At 68.2% G+C, this 23,249-nt stretch carries 20 protein-coding genes and 1 pseudogene; 6 read left to right on the forward strand and 15 right to left on the reverse strand.

Translation table 11 applies throughout. From position 1 onward, the window contains the following. Nucleotides 1–1,138: pseudogene (locus VZC37_RS24140) on the forward strand (HNH endonuclease signature motif containing protein); the annotation flags it as partial. A gap of 19 nt (nt 1,139–1,157) precedes the next feature. Here the strand turns inward: VZC37_RS24140 and VZC37_RS24145 are convergent. Continuing rightward, complete coding sequence (locus VZC37_RS24145) at nt 1,158–2,042, reverse strand: SGNH/GDSL hydrolase family protein (RefSeq protein WP_330436575.1); 885 nt, start codon at nt 2,040–2,042, stop codon at nt 1,158–1,160. After that, nucleotides 2,039–3,535, reverse strand: coding sequence for a PucR family transcriptional regulator (locus VZC37_RS24150; RefSeq protein ID WP_330436578.1), 1,497 nt, complete (start codon nt 3,533–3,535; stop codon nt 2,039–2,041). Before VZC37_RS24150 ends, VZC37_RS24145 begins: the two co-directional genes overlap by 4 nt. 158 nt (nt 3,536–3,693) lie before the next feature. Between VZC37_RS24150 and gabT the strand changes: the two genes are divergently transcribed. From gabT to VZC37_RS24165, 3 genes are all read left to right on the forward strand, one after another. Further along, the gene (gene gabT / locus VZC37_RS24155) at nt 3,694–5,046 is read left to right on the forward strand and encodes a 4-aminobutyrate--2-oxoglutarate transaminase (RefSeq protein ID WP_330436580.1); all 1,353 of its coding nucleotides are present in this window, start codon (nt 3,694–3,696) and stop codon (nt 5,044–5,046) included. Nucleotides 5,047–5,083: 37 nt separating this feature from the next. Beyond that, nucleotides 5,084–6,553, forward strand: a complete 1,470-nt coding sequence (locus tag VZC37_RS24160; RefSeq protein ID WP_330436582.1) for an NAD-dependent succinate-semialdehyde dehydrogenase — start codon at nt 5,084–5,086, stop codon at nt 6,551–6,553. Nucleotides 6,554–6,648: 95 nt separating this feature from the next. Continuing rightward, complete coding sequence (locus VZC37_RS24165) at nt 6,649–7,206, forward strand: YdcF family protein (RefSeq protein WP_330436583.1); 558 nt, start codon at nt 6,649–6,651, stop codon at nt 7,204–7,206. Nucleotides 7,207–7,309: 103 nt separating this feature from the next. Here VZC37_RS24165 and VZC37_RS24170 read toward each other — a convergent pair whose 3' ends face one another. The 3 genes from VZC37_RS24170 to VZC37_RS24180 all read right to left on the reverse strand — a co-directional run bounded on the left by VZC37_RS24170 (nt 7,310) and on the right by VZC37_RS24180 (nt 10,477). Beyond that, entirely contained in the window at nt 7,310–8,200 is an 891-nt protein-coding gene (locus tag VZC37_RS24170) for an endonuclease domain-containing protein (protein ID WP_330436585.1), read from the reverse strand. A 300-nt stretch (nt 8,201–8,500) separates the two neighbouring features. Further along, nucleotides 8,501–9,664, reverse strand: a complete 1,164-nt coding sequence (locus tag VZC37_RS24175; protein WP_330436587.1) for an acyl-CoA dehydrogenase — start codon at nt 9,662–9,664, stop codon at nt 8,501–8,503. A 102-nt stretch (nt 9,665–9,766) separates the two neighbouring features. Beyond that, complete coding sequence (locus tag VZC37_RS24180) at nt 9,767–10,477, reverse strand: TetR family transcriptional regulator (protein ID WP_330436588.1); 711 nt, start codon at nt 10,475–10,477, stop codon at nt 9,767–9,769. A gap of 96 nt (nt 10,478–10,573) precedes the next feature. Between VZC37_RS24180 and VZC37_RS24185 the strand changes: the two genes are divergently transcribed. Further along, nucleotides 10,574–11,692, forward strand: coding sequence for a hypothetical protein (locus VZC37_RS24185; protein ID WP_330436590.1), 1,119 nt, complete (start codon nt 10,574–10,576; stop codon nt 11,690–11,692). Here the strand turns inward: VZC37_RS24185 and VZC37_RS24190 are convergent, their stop codons facing one another. Next, the gene (locus tag VZC37_RS24190) at nt 11,693–12,415 is read right to left on the reverse strand and encodes a GAF and ANTAR domain-containing protein (RefSeq protein ID WP_330436592.1); all 723 of its coding nucleotides are present in this window, start codon (nt 12,413–12,415) and stop codon (nt 11,693–11,695) included. Nucleotides 12,416–12,953: 538 nt separating this feature from the next. Here VZC37_RS24190 and VZC37_RS24195 point away from each other — a divergent pair. Then, nucleotides 12,954–14,993, forward strand: coding sequence for an acyl-CoA dehydrogenase family protein (locus tag VZC37_RS24195; protein WP_330436594.1), 2,040 nt, complete (start codon nt 12,954–12,956; stop codon nt 14,991–14,993). Between the two features lie 29 nt (nt 14,994–15,022). Here VZC37_RS24195 and VZC37_RS24200 read toward each other — a convergent pair whose 3' ends face one another. The 9 genes from VZC37_RS24200 to VZC37_RS24240 all read right to left on the reverse strand — a co-directional run bounded on the left by VZC37_RS24200 (nt 15,023) and on the right by VZC37_RS24240 (nt 23,173). Next, entirely contained in the window at nt 15,023–15,625 is a 603-nt protein-coding gene (locus VZC37_RS24200; RefSeq protein WP_330436597.1) for a DUF3093 domain-containing protein, read from the reverse strand. After that, entirely contained in the window at nt 15,622–15,987 is a 366-nt protein-coding gene (locus VZC37_RS24205) for a hypothetical protein (protein ID WP_330436598.1), read from the reverse strand. Before VZC37_RS24205 ends, VZC37_RS24200 begins: the two co-directional genes overlap by 4 nt. Before the next feature lie 46 nt (nt 15,988–16,033). After that, nucleotides 16,034–16,714, reverse strand: coding sequence for a hypothetical protein (locus VZC37_RS24210; RefSeq protein ID WP_330436599.1), 681 nt, complete (start codon nt 16,712–16,714; stop codon nt 16,034–16,036). A 48-nt stretch (nt 16,715–16,762) separates the two neighbouring features. Next, nucleotides 16,763–17,740 carry a porphobilinogen synthase gene (gene hemB, locus VZC37_RS24215; protein ID WP_330436600.1) on the reverse strand — a complete coding sequence of 326 codons (978 nt, stop codon included), beginning with the start codon at nt 17,738–17,740 and terminating at the stop codon, nt 16,763–16,765. Between the two features lie 220 nt (nt 17,741–17,960). Next, entirely contained in the window at nt 17,961–19,694 is a 1,734-nt protein-coding gene (locus VZC37_RS24220; protein WP_330436601.1) for a bifunctional uroporphyrinogen-III C-methyltransferase/uroporphyrinogen-III synthase, read from the reverse strand. 46 nt (nt 19,695–19,740) lie between these two features. Then, nucleotides 19,741–20,691: a hydroxymethylbilane synthase gene (gene hemC, locus VZC37_RS24225; protein ID WP_330436602.1), complete on the reverse strand. Its 951-nt coding sequence runs from the start codon at nt 20,689–20,691 to the stop codon at nt 19,741–19,743. Beyond that, complete coding sequence (locus VZC37_RS24230) at nt 20,688–22,052, reverse strand: glutamyl-tRNA reductase (RefSeq protein WP_330436603.1); 1,365 nt, start codon at nt 22,050–22,052, stop codon at nt 20,688–20,690. The genes hemC and VZC37_RS24230 overlap by 4 nt, the downstream gene beginning before the upstream one ends. Continuing rightward, complete coding sequence (locus tag VZC37_RS24235; protein ID WP_330436604.1) at nt 22,049–22,783, reverse strand: redox-sensing transcriptional repressor Rex; 735 nt, start codon at nt 22,781–22,783, stop codon at nt 22,049–22,051. Before VZC37_RS24235 ends, VZC37_RS24230 begins: the two co-directional genes overlap by 4 nt. Nucleotides 22,784–22,915: 132 nt before the next feature. Beyond that, nucleotides 22,916–23,173: a glutaredoxin family protein gene (locus tag VZC37_RS24240; protein WP_330436605.1), complete on the reverse strand. Its 258-nt coding sequence runs from the start codon at nt 23,171–23,173 to the stop codon at nt 22,916–22,918. Between the last annotated feature and the right edge of the window lie 76 nt (nt 23,174–23,249).

Consider the following 23,249-nt stretch of genomic DNA (forward strand, 5'->3'; position numbering starts at 1 on the left):
CGTGCATCTGCGTGACCGCATCACCAAGCTCGTCGCGGCACGCGTGTGTAAGAACGATCCACGCACCCTCGGCCGACAACGCATCCTCGCGTTCGGGGAGATCGTCGGTATCCCTGGCGCCACCCTGACGTGCGAATGCGGCGAGGACACCTGCACCGCAGGACAAGCCCGCACCAAGCGCGGCAAGCGGACGGCGGCCAGCACCGGCGGCCATGCGTCGAGCCAGAGCTCCCCGGAGACAGCCGAAACCACCGACACCACCGACCGTGAGATCGACCCGAGCAACGACGGCGACGAGAATGGTCGGTCGCCGAGCAGCGCGTCCATCACCGCGCCCACCGACACCGATCCGGCCGACACCGAACCAGCCGTATCCGCCGAGAACCATGACACCGCCGACACCGCGGACGGCTCCGACAACCACGACGTCGCCGAGACCGACAGCGAACCCGCCGCCGACACCGCCAACCTCGACAGCACCGACGATGACGACACAGCCGAGACCGACGCCGACACCGACAATGCCGACGAAGCGAACGGCACCGGACGGCCCGCCACCAACCCAGCGCCCATCGACCTCCCGGCCCCACCGGCCTGGACCCCGCCGGCTTGGACCCTCCTGCACGACCCCACCGGCATCGAACCCACCCGACTCCAGGGCTACGGCGCCATCGACCCCGCCCACGCCGCCGACCTGGCACAACAGGCGAAGATCATCACCGTCCCCACCCTCGCGACACCGAAGCCGGCCAGCCGACTGATCGTCATCGGCGACCGAGCCCTGGCACCACCCATCGACCCCACCGGACACGGCGGATTCGACATACCACCACCCGGAGCCCTGATCTACCGACCACCCGACCGGATGCGTGCCGAAATCACCTACCTCGATCGACGCTGCCGCTACCCGTACTGCAGCCGACCGTCCCACGAGTGCGAACTCGACCACCTGGTGAAGTTCAACCATGTTGACCCACTGGCCGGCGGCTGGCGCGTGCCCTACAACTTCGCACCACTCTGCCGACCCGACCACCACCGCAAACACGACGGCGGCTGGGTGCCGACCATGCACACCGACCGCACCATCACCTGGCGCAACCTACGCACCGGAGAAACCATCATCACCTACCCGCGGTGATGGAGGGCGCGCATGAGGCTCACCGGAGTGCCGCACTGACCTGATCCGCGATCGCTTTCTGCCCCTCAGCATTCGGGTGCACCGGCGCTGCCCCGGACGCACCGTTCTGCGGTTCAATCCACCGCTGACCCTGCGGCGCACACGCATCGCGTCCCTCGGAGACCGCCGACATGTCGACGAACCTCGCGCCCGACTGTTCGGCAGCGCGCCGAATCGCGTCGTTCAGATCAGCCTGCAGTGCACGGAGATACGGGACATCACCCGCGGCGACACGCATCGTCGGGTAGCAGCCGCCGCTCGCGGGAAGTATCCACGGATAACCGACGACGAGTATGTCGGCGTCGGGGGCCCGGGTACGCACCTCACCAAGCGCCTCGACAAGCGCTGGGTACGTGTCACTTTCGACGATATCGGTGTACTCGTCGCCGTGCTCCGCCTCGCACGGAGCCCCCGCGACGTCCTGTGCAGCGAGATCCGAACACTCCCGGATGGCTGTCGAGTACAACGCGCTGTCGTTGCCGCCGATCATCACCGTGATCACATCGGCGTCGTCGGTGATGGCGTCGAGTTGCGCCGGCACACCCTCGTATTGAGCATCGGTGAAATCCGTTGTGTCCGCGCCACTGCAGCTCACGTCGGTGAGCTGATACCGGCCCTCCGCGGCGACGAGATGGGCGAAGTTGAGCGACGACCGCAAACACATCACCGGCGATCCGGCGACGAGCGGCTGCACACCCGCGGCGGCACTGAAACTGTCCCCGAGATTCACCAGATGTGGCTGTGCGCTGACTGTTTCGGACATCGGCGCGGAGCTCGGTGTCGACGGCGCGGGATCGTCGACGGACTGTGCGCAGCCGCCCACCACGAGCACCATCGCGCCCAGCGCTGCGGCAAGTCGCCTCATGCGCTGCCACCCAACATCATCAACAACAGCTCGGCCCTGGTTCGGGCGTCGTCGAGGTCGACGTCGAGCATGTCCTCGACCCGTTCCATCCGGTGCCGCAGCGTATGTCGGTGCACGCCCTGCGCTGCCGCCGCCACACCCCAATTGCCGTTCGCCTCCAGGTAGGCCAGCAGACTCGCCCGCAGGTCTGTCCCGTGCTCGGCATCGTGGTCGAGCACCGGCGCCAGCTGCTGGACGTACGCATCGCCCAGCGCCTGCCGAACCGGGTCGACGGTCAGCAGCGACCGGCTGCCCTCGAGGTCGACGAGCTGCCCCGGCGCCGCCGACCGGCACGCCAGCCGCGCCTGCCGCACCGAGTCGGCGACGTCGCCGACAGCAGTGGCCGGCCCGATCCCGGCGGCCGCCGGACCGGCCGAGTTCAGCTGCGTGAGCAGCCCGGATGCTATGTCGTCGGAGTCGTCGCCGCGCAACACCACCACCAGATCCCGCCCGTCGCAATGCATAACGGCAAGACGCCAGCGATCGCCGAGCTCGTCGACCACCCGACGACGACCCCGGGCCACGGCCTCCTCGTCGGCGAACCGGAACGCGACCGCACGCACGCGACCGGCCCGGTCCGCGGCCCGGCCGAGAATCCGGAGCACACCGGGTCCGGCGTCCCCGTCGATCGCCACGGCGAGCGCGTCGTCGTACAGATCGACGACGTCGCGACTCACCTCGCCCGACCGGGCATGCTCGATCGCCAAGAGTGAGATGGCATGTCCGACCAGCATGCGGGCCACGTCATCGAGGGCCTCACGGCCGACGACGCCCAGATGCCCGTATGTGTGTCCGCCAGATCCGACCCGGGCCACCGTCATCGTGGTGCCCTCGGTTATCCACACCGCCCCCGCGGACGCCGGGTCGCGGCCCAGCAGATCCCGGATGTGGTTGAGGTCGGCCGACGGCGTGGACCGCGGCGCACTGGCGACCACCGCCAGCCCAGGGTCGAGCAGCACCACATTCTGGCCGACCGCGTCCGCGAGCTCCCGAACAACGGCCGCCGACCCGCCGGACGCCGCCGCGCGCGTCATCTTCGGTTGCGCCTTGGTGGCCGCGACCAGCCGCGACGATCGTTGCGCCGCGATCTGGTCGAGCACCGCCCGCGTGATCGCCGAGAACGGCACCGGCAGCGGAACCTCGAACAGCGGCAAGCCCAGATCGTCTGCGACAGACACCATCTCGTCGGGCACCGTATCGAAACCGAATCCGACCCCCAGACCAACCGCAGCCACGCCGACATCGTCGAGATGCTTCAGGTAGTCGCGCCACACACCCGGGTCTCCGAGTCGCAGCCCGGTGGTGAGCAGAACCTCGCCACCGGAGAGCCACGACGCAGCGTCGAGCAACTCGCTGCTGACCGCGCAATCGAGCTGACGGTCGAGGCCGGTCATCCCGCCCCGCAGCGCCAACTGCAGCCGCCGCTGGGCCATCAGCCAACGCACCGTGGTCATGACTCCCACCCTACCGGCAGGCGATGGACACAATGGAGCGCACCGAGACTTCTCATGGACAAACTGTCAGGTCACCCTGCGGCGATCGTCGGCGAAGACTGGGGTCGAGCATTCTTCTGGGGCGACCGAGAAGACCGAACCGAGCTGACGAGGACCAGATGACCACCATCACGCATCGGCTTCCGCAGAAGCGACACCTGGTGACCGACCTGCCGGGTCCGCGGTCGGCCGAGCTGACCGAACGTCGACGCAGCTCGGTGCCCACCGCGGTCGGATCGGCGGCCCCCGTGTACGCCGTCGACGCCGACGGCGGCATCATCGTCGACGTCGACGGCAACTCGCTGATCGACCTCGCATCCGGCATCGCCGTGACCGGGGTCGGCGCCAGCAACCCGGCCGTCGCCGAAGCCGTTGCGACACAGGCCCATCACTTCACCCACACCTGTTTCATGGTGTCGCCCTACGAGGGCTACGTGGCGGTCGCGGAAAAGCTGAACGAGATCACGCCCGGCGACCACGACAAACGCACCGCGCTGTTCAACTCGGGTGCCGAGGCGGTGGAGAACGCGATCAAGATCGCCCGCCTGGCCACCGGCCGGAGCGCGGTCGTCGCCTTCGACCACGCCTACCACGGGCGCACCAACCTGACGATGGCCCTGACCGCCAAATCCATTCCCTACAAGCACAATTTCGGACCGTTCGCGCCCGAGGTCTACCGGATGCCGATGAGCTACCCGTTCCGCGACGACACCGGCGTCGACGGCGTTGCCGCCGCCGAGCGCGCAATCGGCATGATCGACAAGCAGATCACCGCCGACAGCCTGGCCGCCGTCATCGTCGAACCCATTCAGGGCGAAGGCGGATTCATCGTGCCCGCGCCGGGGTTCCTGCCCACCCTCGCCGCCTGGTGCCGCGAGAACGGCGTGGTCTTCATCGCCGACGAGGTGCAGAGCGGATTCTGCCGCACCGGCGACTGGTTCGCCTGCGAGCACGAAGGGGTGATCCCCGACCTCATCACGATGGCCAAGGGCATCGCAGGCGGCATGCCACTGTCGGCGGTGACCGGCCGGACCGAGCTGATGGAAGCCGTGCATCCCGGCGGCCTCGGCGGCACCTACGGCGGTAACCCGGTGGCGTGCGCGGCCGCGCTGGCCGCGATCGAGCAGATGTCGTCTCTCGACCTCAACGCCCGGGCCCGCCAAATCGGCGAGATCGCCCTCGCGGCACTGTCGTCGGCCGCCGAATCACTGGCGGATCAAGGCCACGGTGTGATCGGGGAGGTCCGCGGCCGCGGCGCGATGGTCGCGGTCGAACTGGTGAAGCCCGGCACCACCGAACCCGACCCGGAGCTGGCCAAAGCGGCCGCCGCCCACGCCTTCTCGCGCGGTGTGGTGGTCCTGACCTGCGGCACATACGGCAACATCCTGCGGCTCCTGCCGCCGCTGGTCATCGACGACGACCTGCTGCGTGAGGCCCTCGACATCGTCATCGAGGCGCAGACACCGGCGTGACCCGAACCCACTCGCCCCGTCGAGAAAGTGAGATCTCATGACAGACACCATCATGGCCAACCCGCAGACCGTGCTCGACGGTGTGCCCACCGGATTGTGGATCAACGGCGAATCGGTGCCGTCGTCGTCGGGAGCCACCTTCGCGGTGAACGACCCGGCCACCGAGGAAACGCTCGTCTCCGTTGCCGACGCCGGTGTCGACGATGCCCGACTGGCCCTGGACACAGCGGTCGCGGCAGCCGACGACTGGGCGGCGACACCGCCACGTGAGCGCGGCGAGATCCTGCGCCGCACGTTCGAACTGCTCACCGAGCGCGCCGACGACATCGCCATGCTGATGACTCTCGAGCTCGGCCGCGCACTGCCCGACAGCCAGGCCGAGACGAAGTACGGCACCGAGTTCCTGCGGTGGTTCGCCGAAGAGGCGGTCCGTATCAGCGGCCGCTTCGCCAACGCACCCGCGGGCAACGGCCGAATCCTGGTGTCCCACGCACCGGTCGGTCCGTCGCTGGCCATCACGCCGTGGAACTTCCCGCTCGCCATGGGGACCCGCAAGATCGGTCCCGCGCTGGCCGCCGGCAACGTCATGCTGGTCAAACCGGCACACGAGACCCCGCTGACCATGCTGCTGCTGGCCGCCACGTTCGCCGAGGCCGGGCTGCCGCGGGGTGTGTTGTCGGTGCTGCCGACCAGCAACGCAGGCGACGTGTCGTCGGCGATCATCACCGACGACCGCATTCGCAAGATCAGCTTCACCGGCTCGACACCGGTGGGTCGGAACCTGTTGGCACAGGCGGCCGATCGCGTGCAACGAACCTCCATGGAACTCGGTGGCAACGCGCCGTTCCTGGTGTTCGACGACGCCGACATCGACGCCGCCGTCGACGGCGCGTACCTGGCCAAGATGCGCAACGGCGGCGAGGCGTGCACCGCGGCCAACCGGTTCCTGGTGCAGTCGGGCGTCGCCGAGGAGTTCACCGCGAAGCTCACCGAGAAGATGGCCGCGGTCCGGCTGGGGGCCGGCTACGAGGACGGTGTCACCCTCGGACCCCTGGTCAGCGCCAAGCAGCGCGACAAGGTCGCCGACGCCGTCGACGGCGCCATCGCCGACGGCGCGCGGGTTCGCCTGGGCGGCAAGTTGCCCGAGGGCAAAGGGTTCTTCTACCCGGCGACCGTGCTCGACCAGGTCGATCCGTACGCCCCGGTGACGCGTGACGAGATCTTCGGCCCCGTCGCGGTGATCAGCACTTTCGACTCCGAGGCCGACGCGGTCAAGGCGGCCAACTCCACCGAGTTCGGCCTGGCGTCGTACTTCTACAGCCGGGACCTGGAACGCTGCATGCGTGTGTCGGCCGCGTTGGAATCCGGGATGGTGGGGGTGAATCGGGGCGTGATCTCCGATACCGCAGCGCCGTTCGGCGGCGTCAAGCAATCGGGCATCGGCCGCGAAGGCGGCACCGAGGGAATCGAGGAGTATCTGTCGGTCAAGTACATCGCTCTGACCTGAGCGTTCCAACCCTTCCGGCCAGCCTGACCGGGACACGGGATGCGAGGTCGCCAAAACTCTTCAGCAGAGCGAACAAATTTGCGTACACTCGTGCCATGCGAGTTCGGGTGGCCGCAGTACTGATCGCACTTCTCACCGCACTGAGCGTGACCGTCGCCGCTCCGGCGCGCGCCGAAACGCCCACTCCGGCATTCGGAAGCGCCGACATCTTCTCGCCCAACAGCCTCTTCCTGTGGCAGAGTCCGCCGACTCGCTACATCGTCGTGCTGGGCGCCAAGATGGGTACCTTCGGGCAGACGCCGGCCATCCTGGAGCAGCGGATGAACGTCGCCGCCAACCTGGCGTTGTCGCATCCGTTCAACCGGATGATCGTCTCCGGCGGCAACACCTGGTGGCTGCCGGTGTCCGAGGCGCAGTTCATGAACGTCGGGCTGATCCGGCGCGGTGTGCCGATCTGGCAGATGATCAACGAAGCCGCCTCCACCAGCACCGTCGCCAACGCCACGAACACCGTCGGCATGCTCAAACACATGGGCGCCACCGGCGCGCTGATCGTCACCAACGGCTTCCACATGGGCCGCGCCCTCAACGATTTCCGCACGGCGGCACGCAAGCAGGGCGCACGGCTGGAGTTCCGGCCGGCCTACGCCTGACCTTCCCGTCGACTGGGCGCCACTTCCCGTTCACTGGGTGCCAGTTCCCGTCGACTGGGTGCCGATTCGGGTCGAGTGGGCGCCACTTTCCGTCGACTGGGCGTCAGCAGAAGTAGAAGCCACGGGCATGGAGCTTGTCCCAGATCTCCTTGATGACCCCGAAGGGCTCGTCACGAAGGCGCTTCGCGGTGACTCGGACGACCTCCCACTGCAGCCGATCGAGCTCGGCGTCCCGTGCCCCATCACTCGCTCGCTGTTCAGGCGTCGAGTGGTACGCCTCGCCGTCGTACTCGATGGCGATCTTCGCCGCCTCATACGCGAGATCACATCTGGCGACCAGCATCCCGTACTCGTCGAAGATCTCGACCTGAAGGTCGGGTCTGGGCAGTCCGGCGTCGTGCATGAACAGCCGCAACGCAGCTTCGCGCGGTGACTCGGCACGCCCATCGATGAGTGGAATGAGCTCTCGCAGAACGGTGACGTATCGGGACCGTTTGTGTTCCACAGCGAATGCCATTAGTTCGTCGAGGTCCAGGGGTGTCACCGCGGCGAGCGCGTCGAGGTCACCGATGGCCTGCATCCGTGAGCGCTGCCGTCCGAGGTCGAATGCCGTCCGGACCGGGGACGTGACCTTCACCCCTCGGATCTCGACGATCTCCGACGACGGGAGGTCGAGCCGGCGGGTCACCGTCCCCCGTGCCGGACGTCCTGAACCGGACGTCCCACGAATCAGCTCGATCGTGAAGTCCTGGTCGTGCCACCGGCTGCCATACATGATCAGCGCGGACTCGCCGGCGACCACCGGATCTCCGTGGGCTTGATTCACGACAGCGACGATCCGTTCCTGCGCCGTCATGAGCTCACTTCGATGCAGGTGCTTGGTGCCGCGCAACACGCTGAACTCCGCCGCGAATTGCTGCGGTGTCATCCCGAGGTCGACCAGTGCGTCCTTGCGGGAGATGGTGCGAGGTATCGCAAAATCGTCGAGCGTCATGCATCTTCGACGCGATCGCGGCCCTGTTGGTTCCATGCCGAGCCGTCGGTTCCGCGCACCCGCCTGGTCGCTCCGTGCCCAGTCAAAGCGAAGTCGCACCCACTCGACCGGAAACGGCACCCAGTCGACGCGAAGGGGCACCCACTCAACCGGAAACGGCACCCAGTCGACGCGAAGTGGCGCCCAGTCAACGCGAAGTGGCACCCACTCGACGGGGAACGGCACCCAGTCGACGGAAAGGGGCGCCCACTCGACGGAGTGGGCGCCCCTTTTCGACGAACCTAGAGTGCGGGGACCGCGTCAGCGCAGCAACGCGCGGCTCATCACGACACGCTGGATCTGGTTGGTGCCCTCGTAGATCTGGGTGATCTTGGCGTCACGCATCATCCGCTCGACCGGGAAGTCGCGGGTGTAACCCGCGCCGCCGAACAGCTGCACGGCGTCGGTGGTGACCTCCATCGCGACGTCGGAGGCGAAGCACTTCGACGCGGCGGAGATGAACCCGAGGTTGCCCTCGCCACGCTCGGCACGGGCGGCCGAGGTGTAGACCATCAGACGCGCGGCCTCCACCTTCATCGCCATGTCGGCGATCATGAACTCGACGCCCTGGAACTTGCTGATCGACTGCCCGAACTGCTTGCGGTCCTTGACGTATTCGATCGCCTTGTCGAGCGCACCCTGCGCGATGCCGACGGCCTGCGCGCCGATGGTCGGGCGGGTGTGGTCGAGGGTCTGCAGTGCGGTCTTGAAACCGGTGCCCTCGGCGCCGACGATGCGGTCCTCGGGGATGGTGCAGTCCTCGAAATACAGCTCCGCGGTGGGCGATCCCTTGATGCCGAGCTTCTTCTCCAGCGGTCCGACGGTGAAGCCCGGGTCGTCCTTGTGGACCATGAACGACGAGATGCCGTTGGCGCCCTTCTCCGGGTCGGTCACGGCCATCACGGTGTACCAGCTCGACTTGCCGCCATTGGTGATCCAGCACTTGGAGCCGTTGATCACCCAGTTGCTGCCGTCCTTGCGGGCGCGGGTCTTCATCGACCCGGCGTCGGAGCCGGCCTCACGCTCGGACAGGGCGTAGGACGCCATCGCCTCGCCGGACGCGATGGACGGAAGCACCTGCTTCTTCAGTTCGTCGGAGCCGTTGAGGATCAGACCCATCGTCCCGAGCTTGTTGACCGCCGGGATCAGCGACGACGACGCACACACACGGGCGACCTCTTCGATGACGATGCACGCGGCGACGGAGTCGGCGCCCTGGCCGTCGTACTCCTCGGGGACGTGGATCGCGTTGAAGCCCGACGCGACCAGGGCATCGAGTGCCTCCTGCGGGAAACGCGAGTTCTCGTCGACGTCCGCCGCGTGGGGCTCGATCTCCTTCTCGGACAGCGCACGGATGGCCTCACGCAGCGCGACGTGCTCTTCGGGCAGTTCGAAGACGTTGAAGTCGGGATTGCCGAACGCCATGGTCACTCCTATCGGCTCTTTGTGTGGCACTGCGTGCCATCTCTAGTGTTCACTGTAGACGCGGGCGGCACTTAGTGCCAAACCTCTCGACGGGTCCGACCACTATTGTCCGCGATGTTGCTGCGCCGCACGCAGTTGTTCGGCGACCAGTCGACCGACCTCGTCCGGCGACGAACCCACCGGCTGGGTGATGACCGCGACGGCAACCGACAGATCGTCGCCGAGCGGCGCCTCCGGCCTGGTGAACGCACCGCGCAGGTGACCCAGTTCGGCGCGGAGGCGTTCCAGGGTGGCGTCCTCGTCACCGCGGATCATCGCGCGCAGCAGGAAGTTGTGCGCACTCGTGACGGCGGCGGCATAGCCGATCAGCCGGGCCGGGGACTCCTCGGGCAATCGGGTGCGCAGGAAATCCTCGAACACCCGCTGATACCGATACGTGGTGACCAGCTCTCGGTCACGAAGCGCCGGTACCCCCTGCACGACGCGCAGCCGCCGCACCGCCATCTCGCGGCTGTCCCGGAAATGCAGGAAGACGACCTCGGCCGCCGAACAGACTGCCGCATAGGGGTCGGCATCGCCGGCCGCCAGGTGCGCCGAAACCTGGGTGAGCAACGATTCGTGGTCGGCGAAGATGACATCTTCCTTGGCGCCGAACTGACGGAAAAATGTGCGGCGCGAGATGCCCGCGGCCGCCGCGACCTGCTCAACGGTGGTGGCCTCATAGCCCTGCTCGGCGAACAGACGGATCGACTCCGCGACGACGTGGACGCGGAAATCGGCGGGATCGTCGGTGGTGGGCGGTGCACTCGGCATGGATGTCAGTATTCACCGCAGCCATGCGCGGGCAACTTTTCCATCTCCGGGCGCGTCCAATCCGCGATGATGCCGCCAACAGCCCGGGAGCCAGCCGTGCACGAGATCCTCCGAACCACCCGCCTGCCCGACGGCGGAACCCGCACACACGCCATCGCGGACCGGGAGATCGTCACGCGGATGGCACGCGCCGAGTACCTCGGGATGCGGGCGATCTGGTTGGTCCTCGCGCCGGCGTGCGTCGTCAGCCCGATCGTCTGGAACATCGCCGACATGGTGTTCGGCGACGCCGACACCGGCCGGGGCGCGATGGTCACCCTGGCGCTGTCGCCGGTGGTCGGCGCCGCGTCCTTCGTGATGCTGCTCGCGATCCTCCTGATCACCACCGGACCCCGGCAGGCCCACCGCAAGATCCCGGCCGGCACACCGCTGTACGCCGACGTCGGGCCGCAGTGGATCGGATTCGGCCACGGCGAGGTGTACGAAGCGGTCGCGGTCGGCCAGATCGACCGGGTACGGCACATCGGGTCGGTGCTGGTGATCAGCGGGGGCGCAACCACTCTGACCATCCCGGACGAGATGGTGCCACCGCGGGCACACGCCGATCTCGTCGAGCGATACCGACGGGGGCACAGGAACAATCGCGCTCCGCGGGTGGGGCCGGTGGTGCCGGCCGGCCCACCGCCCCCACCACACATCGCGGTCGGGATCGACGGCGTGATCCGTGCGTCCGCCATCGCCGGCCCGGACCTGTCCGATCGGCTCGCCCGCGCTGCACGACGAAGTCCGGGCGCATACCTGACCTTGGCCACGGCACCCTTGCCCATGATCGGAGTAACGTTGCACGCCAGGGAAACCGGCGGAGTGACGTGGGAAACCATGGCCATCGGCGGCTACATGACGGTCATGATCGTCGGGATCGTCGGCTACTTCATGTTCTTCGGTATCCGCCGGCACTACCGCCGCGAGGTGCGCCCCGGCAGCCCGATCTCGGCCGAATACGGCGCGGACCGCATCGTGCTGCGGCTGGGCGACCGGGTCGACGCGTTGAGCACGGCGGGGATTCTGCACGTGAAGCATGCGGGTTCGGCATATGTGCTGACCTGCACCGAACCGGTCGGCGGCTTCGTGATCCCCGACGAACTCGTGCCTCCGCAGGCGGCCGGCCGGTTGCGACGACGGGGTCGTCGGCGGTCGGGTGGTTCGCCCGACTGATCACGCTTTCACCGGCTTCTCGGCGTCGATGACCTGTCGCGCGACATCCACAAGCGGGGTGTTGGTGTCCTGCGAGAGCCGTCGCAACAACTCGAACGCCGCGATGGCGTCGATCGAAAAGCGTTCCATCAGCATGCCTTTGGCCTGTCCGATCGTGTCTCGACTGGCCAGCGCGCTACGGAAGTCCTGCTGCTGGCGGACGGCGCCGAGAGCGAGCGCGGCGTGCGTGGCGAAGATCAGTCCCAGTTCCTCGGACTCGACCGAGAACGCATCGACCTCGTCGGCGAACACATTGAGAGCTCCGATGGTGCCCTTGTGCGTGAACAGATGGAACGATAGTCCGGCGCGCACCGGGGTGTCGTTCACCACGCGGGCGGAGAAGGCGGGCCAGCGTGGGTCGCCCGCGATGTCGTTGATGAGCACCATCTGGTGGTCCCAGGCCGCCTGCAGACAGGGGCCTTCGCCGGTCTCGAGCTGGATGCGGTCCACCTGGGTCATCACCGGACCGGTCGGCGCGATCGTCTCGAAGTTGCGCTTCTTGTCGACGAGCAGCACACCCGCATGCCGCGCGCCCGGCACGTTCTCGATCGCCGCGGCGGTCACCGACCGCAACAGCCCGTCGTCGTGCTCGGATGCCTCGGGGACGTCGTGCAGCCGCCGGGCGAGGTCGGCGATCGAGTGATGCACCTCGTTGTTCGTCAGGTTCTTTATCGAGTTGTTCATCGTCGCACCTCTTCTGACCCCACCCGTCCCGTGCTCTCCGGACAGGTGACAGTTCGCTGACCCACAGATGACTTCGGTGCCGAACCATCAATGGATGGGCGGTTACTCGAACAGGACCGCACGATTCGGCAGGGAGGAGTTCGCCGGATGCGGGAGCAGATCCCGCCCGGAACTCAGCGACCGACGAGGTCGGGAGGAGGCGTTGCGCAGAGGGTGACCTGATGCCACCGCGAGCCGACGGCCGTCGAGCATCGACTCACCGGGCCGGCAGAACCGATCGCCAATACGTAACCGTGGAACTTGTCCTCATGACCGCCACCACTGCACTGACTCGATCCGAACACAGCTTCCCACCTCCTGAAAGCAAGGCTGCCCACCACCCGCCGGCGGGCAGCACACGCTGTGCACGTCGAAGAAAATAACACCTCGCCGCACGGTTCGGTAGCGATCGCCGAGGCCGACCACCCGCACCGGCCAGCCCAGCGGCGTGCGTCACAAACATCTGAAATGGCCGTCGACGAGTCCGTAGCCTGGAGCCATGGCGACATCCACCGAGAGCCCTGCCGGCCCGACCGTCGACCGCGAGGTCCGCGACGATCCCGAGAACATCACGCCGCCCACCGACGACCTGTCCGACGACGAGCGTGCGCTGCTCGTCGACAACCTGCGCTACGAACTCGACGGGCGGTGGCGGGCCACCCGCGACATGGCGCGCGAGAAGTTCGCGGGCCGTTCCGACCTGCTCCCCGATCCGTCGCTGACCCTGGATCAGGCGCGTGCCCGCATGCTGGAGGAGATGCGCGAGCTCGGCGGCAGCGGGTTCTCCGCAGCCGGGTTCGCCAGCGAGCACGGCGGTACCGGCGACGTCGGGGCGTCGATCACGGCGATCGAGATGCTCGGTTACGCCGACCTGTCGCTGATGGTGAAAGCAGGCGTGCAGTGGGGCCTGTTCGGTGGCGCCATCGAGAACCTGGGTACCGCGCGCCACCACGACCGCTACGTCACCGACACGATCAATCTCGATCTCCTCGGTTGCTTCGCGATGACCGAGACCGGGCACGGCTCCAACGTCCAGGCGCTGGAGACCACCGCGACCTACGACCCGGACACCCGCGAGTTCGTGATCCACTCGCCGACACCGTCGGCGCGCAAGGACTACATCGGCGGCGCCGCACAGCATGCCACGGTGGCGGCGGTGTTCGCGCAGTTGATCACCGGCGGCCCCGGCGAGGAGCCGACCGGCCGCGGTGTGCACTGCTTCGTGGTGCCGATCCGTGACGCCGAGGGCAACGACCTGCCGGGCGTCACCACCAGCGACTGCGGCTACAAGGGCGGTCTGGCCGGTGTCGACAACGGCCGCATCGTGTTCGACAACGTGCGCATCCCGGCCGAGAACCTGCTCAACCGTTACGCCGACGTCGAGGCCGACGGCACCTACGACTCCCCCATCGAGAATCCCAACCGCCGGTTCTTCACCATGCTCGGCACACTGATCCGCGGTCGGGTGAGTGTGGCCGCCACCGCCGGCGCGGCCGGGCGCAAGGCACTGGCGTTGGCGGCGCGCTACGGATCGATCCGCCGACAGTTCGAGGCACCCGACGACGAGGACAACGAGATCGTCGTCATGGATTACCTCGGACATCAGCGAAAGTTGTTGCCGCTCATCGCAAAATCGTATGCGATCATGTTCGCGCAGAACGAGCTGACCGAGGAGCTGCACGAGGTGCAGTCGATGGCCCCCGACGATTCCGACGCCGGACGTCAACGCGAGCTGGAGAGCGCCGCAGCAGGATTGAAGGCGTATGCCACCTGGCATGCGTCGCACTCGATCAACGTCAGTCGTGAGGCATGTGGCGGCGCAGGCTATCTGGACGAGAACCAGCTCTCCATCATCCGCGGCGACATCGACGTGTTCACCACGTTCGAGGGTGACAACACAGTCCTGACGCAGCTCGTGGCCAAAGAGGTGTTGTCGGCCTACGCCGACGACGTCCAGGGTCTGTCCGCCGGCGGCTGGGTCAAGTTCATCGCGAGCATGGCGCGCGACGTCGTCGTCGAGAAAACGGCTGTACGACAAGTGGTCCAGACGTTGTTGGAAGGATCGGACGAGGACACCGAGAAGTCGAACCTGACCGATCGGGGCACGCAGATCCGCCTGTTCCGCAACCGTGAGGATCACCTGGTGCGTACGTGTGCGCAGCGACTGCGTCGCGCCACCGACGACGACAACGATCCGTTCGAGGTGTTCAACCGGGCGCAGGATCATCTGCTGAAGGTCGGCAGGGTGCGTACCGAACGCATCGTGCTCGAGGCCTTCGTGCAGGCCATCGAGGACTGCGATTCACGCTCGGCGGCAGAGCTTCTCGGCAAGATCTGCGACCTGTTCGTGTACTCGGCACTCGAGGACGACATGGCGTGGTTCCTGATGCACCGGCATGTGTCGGTGGAGCGGGCCAAGGCCGTCCGTCGCGGCGTCAACGAACTGTGTCAGGAGCTGCGGCCGCATCTGCGTACGATCGTCGACGCGTTCGGCATCCCCGAGGAGTTGATGGTGGCGCCGATGTTGCAGAACGGCTGACGTCTGGCCGCTGCTCGGCCACGCCCCGGTCAGGAATCGCGCCCGATCTGCGCTGCGAGGTGCGCCTCGGTGAGTTCGGTGCGGAACCGGTCGACGTCGCGAGCCCACGCCTGCGCGACCGTGCCGTCGGCGAGCTTCACGCCGACACCCTTGCGACGGCGCGGGACGGCGGGCAGCTCGCCGAGTGCGCGGGCGCTCTCCCACGTCTGGTGTTCCGGGCTGTTGTTGGCGGGATAGACGACCGCGATGTCGGTCAGCGGCAACGTCTGGGTGCCCTGGCGCAGCGTCGCCTCGGTGAGGCGGACGCTGATGTGGGTGCGGGCGGCGTAGACCTGCACCACCGAGAAGCCCACGAGGATCGCGGCGAAGATGCCCAGCACCAGCCAGTGCACCTGTCCGGGGCCGGCGATCTCCATCGCCAGGACTGCGCCGATCAGCACCGGCCCGATCGCGACCACCCACCAGCTTCCGCCGGGCTCGTAGAACAGCAACTCGCCCTCGTCGACGGGCGGCTCGGGAGCGTCTCGGCTCACCGCCTCGTCGGCGCTGTCGGGCTCGTCGGCGCTGTCGGGCTCGTCGGTGCTGGGGGCCTCGTCGGGGTCGGGCTCGTCAGCGGGTGCGGCGTCGGTCACCTAGGGCTCTGGTTCGTCGGGGCGTCCGGGTCGAAGGTCGCGTACCACTGCTCGGACTCCGGACGGAAGGCAAGCAGGGATCCGAACAGTGCGACGAGCGACGCCATCAGCGCGAACGCCAGGATCGGGACGAAGAAGCTCAAGAACAGCAACATGATGACGACGACCAGGGTCAGTGCGGCCAGCGACGAGCGCCAGCGGGCGTCACCCGCGTACGCCCGACCGCCCATCACGAGGAACCCGCCACCCACCGCGGCGACGAGGATGCCGATGCCGACCGGGAACAACGCCGACGCGGCGCTGGTGACCCCGAGATAGGCGCAGAACACGCCGATGGCCACCATCAGGGCACCGGAGGTCATCCAGCACCGGTAGGCCCACACGACAAGCTTCGGTCGGTGTGCAGGGTCAGGACTCACCACGGGATTCGTTTCCTTCGTTCGAACGCGGGCGATCCGGATGGGTCTGGTGGCCGCCGCTGTGCTGCCCGCCACCATACGTCCACGGGGCCGGGCCGTGCTGCTGGCCGTTGCCGCCGCCCCAGGGTGGTCCCTGCTGCGGCGGATTCGGCGGCCCACTCGGTCGACGTCGGTGGGCGGTCATGTCCCGGCAGTACTGTTCACTCTCCCGGCGCAGGAGCAGCACGGACCCGCCGAGTGCGGCGACGCCGCTGATCACCAGCGGGACCATCACCCAGGTGGGTTGGACGTCGCCGAACAGCGAGAACATCAGGTTCACCGCGATGAACACACCCATGGCGGCCACGACGAGCCGCGCCCAGTTGTAGCCGTTGCGGGTCAGCAGCACCGCGGCGCCGGACGCAACGGTCAGCGCGAGTGCCAGCAGTCCGAGCACGACGATCAGGGTGACCGACGACGTCAGCAGGTCGAGCTCCTCCTGCGGGGTATCGGCCGGCAGGGCGCCGACCTGCTGATCCCACGTCTCGCGCAGCGACGGGTATTGACCGATGAAGGCGATGAGCTGACCGAGGATGACCACCACCCAGAGTTCGGTGGCGATGGAGACGGCGTCGGGCCTACGGGGGCGTGCCCCCGGGTCTGTCGACGCTGGTTCGAGCGGAGCGGTCATGGTGTCCAGGGTAGTGAATGTGGATCCGCGGGTCGGTGGCCGTGACCGTCAGCGCAGCCGGGCCGCGACCTCGGTGGCGAAGTAGCTCAGGATGATCGACGCACCTGCGCGTTTGATGGAAGTGAGCGACTCGAGCGCGGCGGCGTCGCGGTCGATCCAGCCGCGTTCGGCGGCGGCGGTGATCATCGAGTACTCGCCGCTGATCTGGTAGGCGGCCACCGGGACGTCGGCGATCTCGGCGGCGTCGCGGACGATGTCGAGGTAACTCATGGCGGGCTTCACCATCACCAGGTCGGCGCCCTCCTCGATGTCGAGGCGGATCTCGCGCATCGCCTCGATACGGTTCGCGGCGTCCTGCTGATACGTGCGCCGGTCCCCCTGCAGCGACGACCCGACGGCCTCGCGGAACGGCCCGTAGAACGCCGACGCGTACTTGGCGGCGTAGGCGAGGATTCCGGTGTCGGTGAACCCCTCGGCGTCCAGGCCGGCGCGGATCGCGGCGACCTGACCGTCCATCATCCCGCTCGGACCCAGCAGGTGCGCACCCGCGCGGGCCTGGGCCAACGACATCGACACGTAGCGCTCGAGCGTGGCGTCGTTGTCGACGCGGCCGCGGCCGTCGACGACGCCGCAGTGGCCGTGGTCGGTGAACTCGTCGAGGCAGGTGTCGGCCATCAGGACGGTGCTGTCGCCGAGGTCGTCGGACAGCGTCCGCAGCGCCCGGTTCAGCACGCCCTCATCGTCGTCGGCGCCGGAGCCGACCGCGTCCTTGTCGTCGGGGGCCGGCACACCGAACAACATCAGTCCGCCGACCCCGGCGCGGACCGCGTCGTCGGCGGCCTTACGCAGGGAATCGAACGTGTGCTGGACGACACCGGGCATCGACGAGATCTCCCGGGGCGCGTCGATGCCGTCGGCGACAAACATCGGCAGCACGAGATCCTGCGGCGCCAGGGTCGTCTCGGCGACGAGGCGGCGCAGGGCGGGTGTCGACCGCAGGCGGCGGGGACGGATGGTCGGTGCCATGTCTGCTCCTTCGCGTGTCTTGACTGCTCCCTGGGGAACCCCGGAGGGCCCTTCGTGACGCTCGCAAGCTCGCTCCTCAGGGACCGGGGGTGACGCTCGCTCCTCAGGGACCGGGTCCCCATCTGATCCCTGAGGAACCCCGGAGCGCTAGCGGAGGGGTGTCACGAAGGGCCCTTCGTGACGCTCGGCTAGCGCCTCGCTCCTCAGGGACCGGGGGGCATCAGGACCGCGACCGACGCGACTTCTTTCGCGGCGGCGGCAGTGCCCCCTCTGCGCGAAGCCGTGCGGCGTGCTCGGCGAGCGCGTCGACCAGTTCGTCCACCGACGCATTCTCCGGCTGCACATCCACCCGCAGGCCGAATTCGGTTGCGGTCTCGGCCGTCTTCGGTCCGATGCACGCAACGATGGTGCGTGCGTGCGGCTTTCCGGCGATGCCGACCAGGTTGCGGACGGTGGAGCTCGAGGTGAAGCAGACGGCGTCGAAGCCACCGGTCTTGATCATCTCGCGCGTCTCGGCGGGCGGCGGCGCGGCGCGCACCGTCCGGTACGCGGTCACGTCGTCGATCTCCCAGCCACGTTCACGCAACCCCTCGGACAGCGTCTCGGTGGCGATGTCGGCGCGCGGCAACAGGATTCGGTTGACCGGGTCGAAGACGTCGTCGTACGGCGGGAAGTCGTCGAGCAGTCCGAGCGAACTCTGCTCACCGGACGGCAGCAGCTCCGGCTGAATACCGAAGGTGCGCACCTTCTCCGCGGTCGCTTCGCCGACGCAGGCGATCTTCACGCCGGAGAACGCGCGGGCGTCGAGCCCGAACTCGGCGAACTTCTCCCACACCGCGCGGACCGCGTTGGTGGAGGTGAACACCACCCACTGGTAGCGACCGTCGACCAAACCCTTGACGGCCCTTTCCATCTGGGCCGGACTCCGCGGCGGTTCGACGGCGATCGTCGGCACCTCCTTGGGAATGGCGCCGTGGCTACGCAGCCGTTCACTCATGTCGCCCGCCTGATCCTTGGTGCGCGGCACCAACACGGTCCAGCCGTAGAGCGCCCGGGACTCCCACCAGGAGAGCTTGCCGCGCTGCGCGACGACCTTGCCGACGGTGAGGATCAGCGGACCGACGAGCGCATTGCCCTGCTCGTTGAGGGTGGCCAGCGTCGCCTCGATGGTGCGCTGCGCGCAGGTGGTCCCGTTGACGGTGATCGCGACCGGCGTCTGGGCGGCCATGCCGTGCTCGGTCAGCGCGCTTGCGGTCTCGGCGAGGTGCCCGGCGGTGGCGTGCAGCACCAGCGGACCCGGGGCGGCCGCGAGGGCAGCCCAGTCGACGCCTTCGGCGCGGACGTCGGCTTCGCTGTGGGTGGACCCGAGCGGCATACCGGCGTAGCTCGGCACCACCGATGCGGCGGGCAGCCCGGGCAGCACCTCGAAACCGACCGTGGTGCGCGCTACGGCGTTGACCTCGGCCAGCACCGAGTCGGTGGTCAGCGGATCGCCGGACACCACGCGCACAACGTCCTCGCCGGCCTTCGCGGCGGCGACGAGCGTCTTGGCGACCTCGGCGGGATCACCGAGCGCGGGATGGACCACCGAGTCCTCGGTGTTCTCCGCGTCGGCCCCGTCAGCATTCGCCCCGTCAGCATTCGCCCCGTCAGCATTCGCCCCGTCAGCGTTCGCGCCGTCGGTATCCGACGCGGCATCGGCCTTGGCGGTGTCGTCCTGGGCCTTCTTGGAGCTCTTGGTGGCGGCCCTACCCGACCGTGTCGACTCGACGGTCTCGTCCCGATGGGCGGCACCGAGCATCTCGACCACCCCGGACGGGACGTCAGGGTCGATGTAGGCGGTGGTGGCCTTCTCGATGGCATTGCGGGCGCGCACGGTCAACAGATCGGGATCCCCCGGACCCGACCCGACGAAAAGAATCCGTCCCGGATTGACCTTTTTCGTACGGCTCATGAGTTCGCACTCTCCTGCCCCTGGTTCGGAGCTGCAGTTCCTTCTGCTACCGGAGTTGCGATACGAGCTCGCCCGCTCCCAACTCCAGCAGTTCGGCGGCAAGATTCTTGCCGAGTTGCTCCGCACGATCGATCGGTCCCACCACCGAAGCCCGGATCACGTCCGATCCGTCCTCGGCCGCCACCGCCGCACGCAGCGACAGCTCGGCGAAGATCCGCCCGTCGTCGTCGATCGACTCGACCACCTCGGCAATCGCCCCGACCGGAGCGGTGCACCCGGCCTCCAGGGCCGCGAGCACCGATCGCTCGGCGTCGATCGCCGCACGTGTGGACGCGTCGTCCAACTCGGCGAGTATTCTCACCAGTTCGGCATCGTCGGAGCGGCACTCCACGGCCAAGGCGCCCTGTGCCGGTGCCGGTAGCAGGACCACCGGGTCCAGCGACTCGGTGACCTCATCGGCTCTGCCGATCCGTACCAGACCGGCCCGGGCGACCACGACTGCGTCGAGTTCACCGCTGGCGACTTTGCCCAACCGAGAATCAAGGTTGCCTCGTAGGGGGCGGATTTCCAAACCGAGACCCAATGCTCTAAGCTGCGCCGCCCGCCGGGGGGCCGAGGTCCCGACGGTGGACCCGGGCGGCAGTTCACCGAGCACCATCCCGCCGCGGCTGACCAGCGCATCGCGCGGATCCTCGCGGGGCGGAATGGCCGGTATGACGAGCCCCGGCTCGGGCGCGGTGGGCAGATCCTTGTAGGAGTGGATCGCGACGTCGACCTCGCGATTCTGCAGGGCGACGCGGATGGCGGTGGTGAACACACCCACGCCGATCTCGGCGACCGGCGCCTGCGATGCGTCACCGGCGGTCTTGATGATGACCAGTTCGGCCGGATGTCCGGCCGCGATCAGGGCGTCGGCGACGGTCTGGGCCTGGGTCCGGGCCAGCAATGATCCCCGCGTACCGATCCGGATCACGTCGGGGCTCGCTGCCGCGCTCACTTCTCGGTCCGGCCGGGACCGCTGTCGCCGAGCCCGGTGGCCTCGGGGGCCGACACCGACTCCGCGGCGCCCGGCTTCAGTTCGAACAGTTCACGCAGCGCCTCGGCGTAGTGGTCGCCGTTGGGGGTCGACGCGAGTTGCTTGACCCGCACGGTGGGCGCGTGCAGCAACTTGTCGACGACCCGGCGCACGGTCTTGGCGACCTCGTCGCGCATCGGATCGTCGAGACCGGGCAGGCGGGCGTCGAGCCGCAGGATCTCCGCCTCGACGACGTCGGCGGCACGCTGCCGCAGCGCGGCGACGGTCGGGGTGACCTCGGCCTGACGCTGATGAGTGAGGTAGTCGGCGAGTTCGGCGGCGACGATGGAGCGGGCCGCGCTGGTGTCGTTCTCGGCGGCCTGGGTCTCCGAGTCGCCACGCAGACCTTCGATGTCGACCACGTGCACGCCGGGGAGCCGACCCGCGGCGGGGTCGACGTTGCGTGGCAACCCGAGATCGCAGATGACGAGGGGGCCGGCGGCGGTCCGCGCGGCCAGCGCCGAGTGCACCTCGCCGACGCCGACGACCGAACCGACCGATCCGGTGCAGGTCACCACGACGTCGGCCGAAGCCATCACCGCCGGCAGGTCGTCGAGGCCCACACCGCGCACGGTGATGCCGTGGGTGGCGGCGACGTTGCCCGCCAGATGTTGCGCGTTGGCGACGGTCCGGTTGACGACGACCAGGTCGTCGACGCCCTCGCGGGCGAGTTGCGCGGTGGCCAGGCCACCCATGGCGCCGGCGCCGACGACGACCGCGGACCGCATGGCGCCGCCACGAGGCTCCCGGGCCAGCAGCGCCTGGGCGCGGTGCAGCGCGACCGACACAACGGATGCGCCGGCACGGTCGATGCCGGTCTCGGTGTGCACCCGCTTGCCGACGCGCAACGCCTGCTGGGCGAGTTCGTGCAGCACGCGGCCGGCGGACTGGTTGGAATCGGCGTCGAGGTAGGCGTTGCGGATCTGACCGAGGATCTGCTGCTCGCCGACGACGAGCGAATCGAGTCCGGCGGCGACGGTGAAGAGATGTTCGACGGCGGCCTCGGAGTACCGCACGTAGGCGTGGCGGGTCATCTCGTTGACCGTCATCCCGGAGTGGTCGCCGAGCACCGCTCCGACCGCCTCGAGGGCAGGGTGGAAGGCGTCGACGACCGCATAGATCTCCACGCGGTTGCACGTGGAGACGAGCATCGCCTCCGAGATGGCCCGCGACGACAGCAGTTCGTCGACGAGCTTGGGTCGATCGTGGTCGGAGACCGCCAACCGCTCGAGCACCTCGACCGGTGCGCTGCGGTGCGAGACCCCGAACAACAAAACACTCACGCCGTCACCGTTTCCTCACCCATGACTGGTCGGCGGACACGCGAACGCGACGCGTTGAACGCCAACACCTGTAGCTCCAAGGCTAGATCAACCTGTCTCACGACGACATCGGAGTCCGTGTTCAGAGTCGTCGGCGTTACGTTCAACAGCTGACGCACACCCACCCCGACGAACGCGTCGCAGGCCGCCTGGGCGTCGTCCTCCGCGGTGGCGATGACGCCGATCTCGATGGGTTCGACGTCTCTACCAGCGCAGACGTCGGCGATCGCGGACAGCGGCGCCACCGTCGGCCCGCCCGGCTCCACCACGGTCCCGACGATGTCGGGGTCGGCGTCGAACATCGCCGCGACCCGGAATCCCCGGTCGAATCCGGCGTGGGCGAGCAAGGCGCGTCCGAGACGTCCGGCACCGGCGAGTGCGACGGTGTGGGTGCTGTCGGTGTGCAGAACCATCGCGATCCGCGCGGTGAGGCGTCCGACGTCGTAGCCGACGCCGCGCACACCGTTGGCACCGACGTGGGAGAGGTCTTTGCGCAGGATCGACGAGTTCACCCCGGCTGCCGTGGCCAGCTGACCGCTGGAGGCCACCAGGATGCCCCGCTGGGAGAACGAATGCAGCACGTGCAGATAGGTCGCCAGACGGGTGACGGTCGGCTCGGGGATCTCTGAGTCGGGGTCGTCGGAGCCGGGGTCGTCCGACGACGGCTCCGATGACGTCGCCCTGCCGCTCACGCCCTGGTCACCTTCTTCCGGCCTCCGGGGCGCCCCCACGCCCGCTTGAAGAACCCCCGATATCACGGGTCAGCGTATACCGCGCGATAACGTGTTCCTCCCCTGGCCCACCCGCAACGCGAGCGGCCGACGTCACGGCCGCCGAGAAGCGATGTCGGCGCGCAGCCGCGGCTCGTCGACCTCCCAGTAGCTGTGTTCCTCGTCGTCGAGCAACACCACCGGGAGCCGATCGCCGAACTCCGCACGCACCATCGGATCGCCGTCGTCGGCGGCCCGGTCCACGTCGACCTCGTCGAACTCGACTCCGAGATCCGCACAGATACGCGCCAATTCGGCGCGTGCGGTGGCGCACGCCGAGCAGCCGGCCCGCGTCAACAACGTCAACGACATGACAGCCTCCTGTGATCGGGGGACCCGGCCGGGTGACCGGTCACGCAGATCAGTGTGTCACTGCTCGCGATTGCTC

Origin of the sequence: Gordonia sesuvii (assembly GCF_036350415.1) — a bacterium.
GTDB lineage: Bacteria > Actinomycetota > Actinomycetes > Mycobacteriales > Mycobacteriaceae > Gordonia > Gordonia sesuvii.

Coding starts and splice junctions, on each gene's coding strand:
- VZC37_RS24145 (WP_330436575.1), bottom strand. CDS start 2,042: ATGAGGCGACTTGCCGCAGCGCTGGGCGCGATGGTGCTCGTGGTGGGC.
- VZC37_RS24150 (WP_330436578.1), bottom strand. CDS start 3,535: ATGACCACGGTGCGTTGGCTGATGGCCCAGCGGCGGCTGCAGTTGGCG.
- gabT (WP_330436580.1), top strand. CDS start 3,694: ATGACCACCATCACGCATCGGCTTCCGCAGAAGCGACACCTGGTGACC.
- VZC37_RS24160 (WP_330436582.1), top strand. CDS start 5,084: ATGACAGACACCATCATGGCCAACCCGCAGACCGTGCTCGACGGTGTG.
- VZC37_RS24165 (WP_330436583.1), top strand. CDS start 6,649: ATGCGAGTTCGGGTGGCCGCAGTACTGATCGCACTTCTCACCGCACTG.
- VZC37_RS24170 (WP_330436585.1), bottom strand. CDS start 8,200: ATGACGCTCGACGATTTTGCGATACCTCGCACCATCTCCCGCAAGGAC.
- VZC37_RS24175 (WP_330436587.1), bottom strand. CDS start 9,664: ATGGCGTTCGGCAATCCCGACTTCAACGTCTTCGAACTGCCCGAAGAG.
- VZC37_RS24180 (WP_330436588.1), bottom strand. CDS start 10,477: ATGCCGAGTGCACCGCCCACCACCGACGATCCCGCCGATTTCCGCGTC.
- VZC37_RS24190 (WP_330436592.1), bottom strand. CDS start 12,415: ATGAACAACTCGATAAAGAACCTGACGAACAACGAGGTGCATCACTCG.
- VZC37_RS24195 (WP_330436594.1), top strand. CDS start 12,954: ATGGCGACATCCACCGAGAGCCCTGCCGGCCCGACCGTCGACCGCGAG.
- VZC37_RS24205 (WP_330436598.1), bottom strand. CDS start 15,987: ATGACCTCCGGTGCCCTGATGGTGGCCATCGGCGTGTTCTGCGCCTAT.
- VZC37_RS24210 (WP_330436599.1), bottom strand. CDS start 16,714: ATGACCGCTCCGCTCGAACCAGCGTCGACAGACCCGGGGGCACGCCCC.
- hemB (WP_330436600.1), bottom strand. CDS start 17,740: ATGGCACCGACCATCCGTCCCCGCCGCCTGCGGTCGACACCCGCCCTG.
- VZC37_RS24220 (WP_330436601.1), bottom strand. CDS start 19,694: ATGAGCCGTACGAAAAAGGTCAATCCGGGACGGATTCTTTTCGTCGGG.
- VZC37_RS24240 (WP_330436605.1), bottom strand. CDS start 23,173: ATGTCGTTGACGTTGTTGACGCGGGCCGGCTGCTCGGCGTGCGCCACC.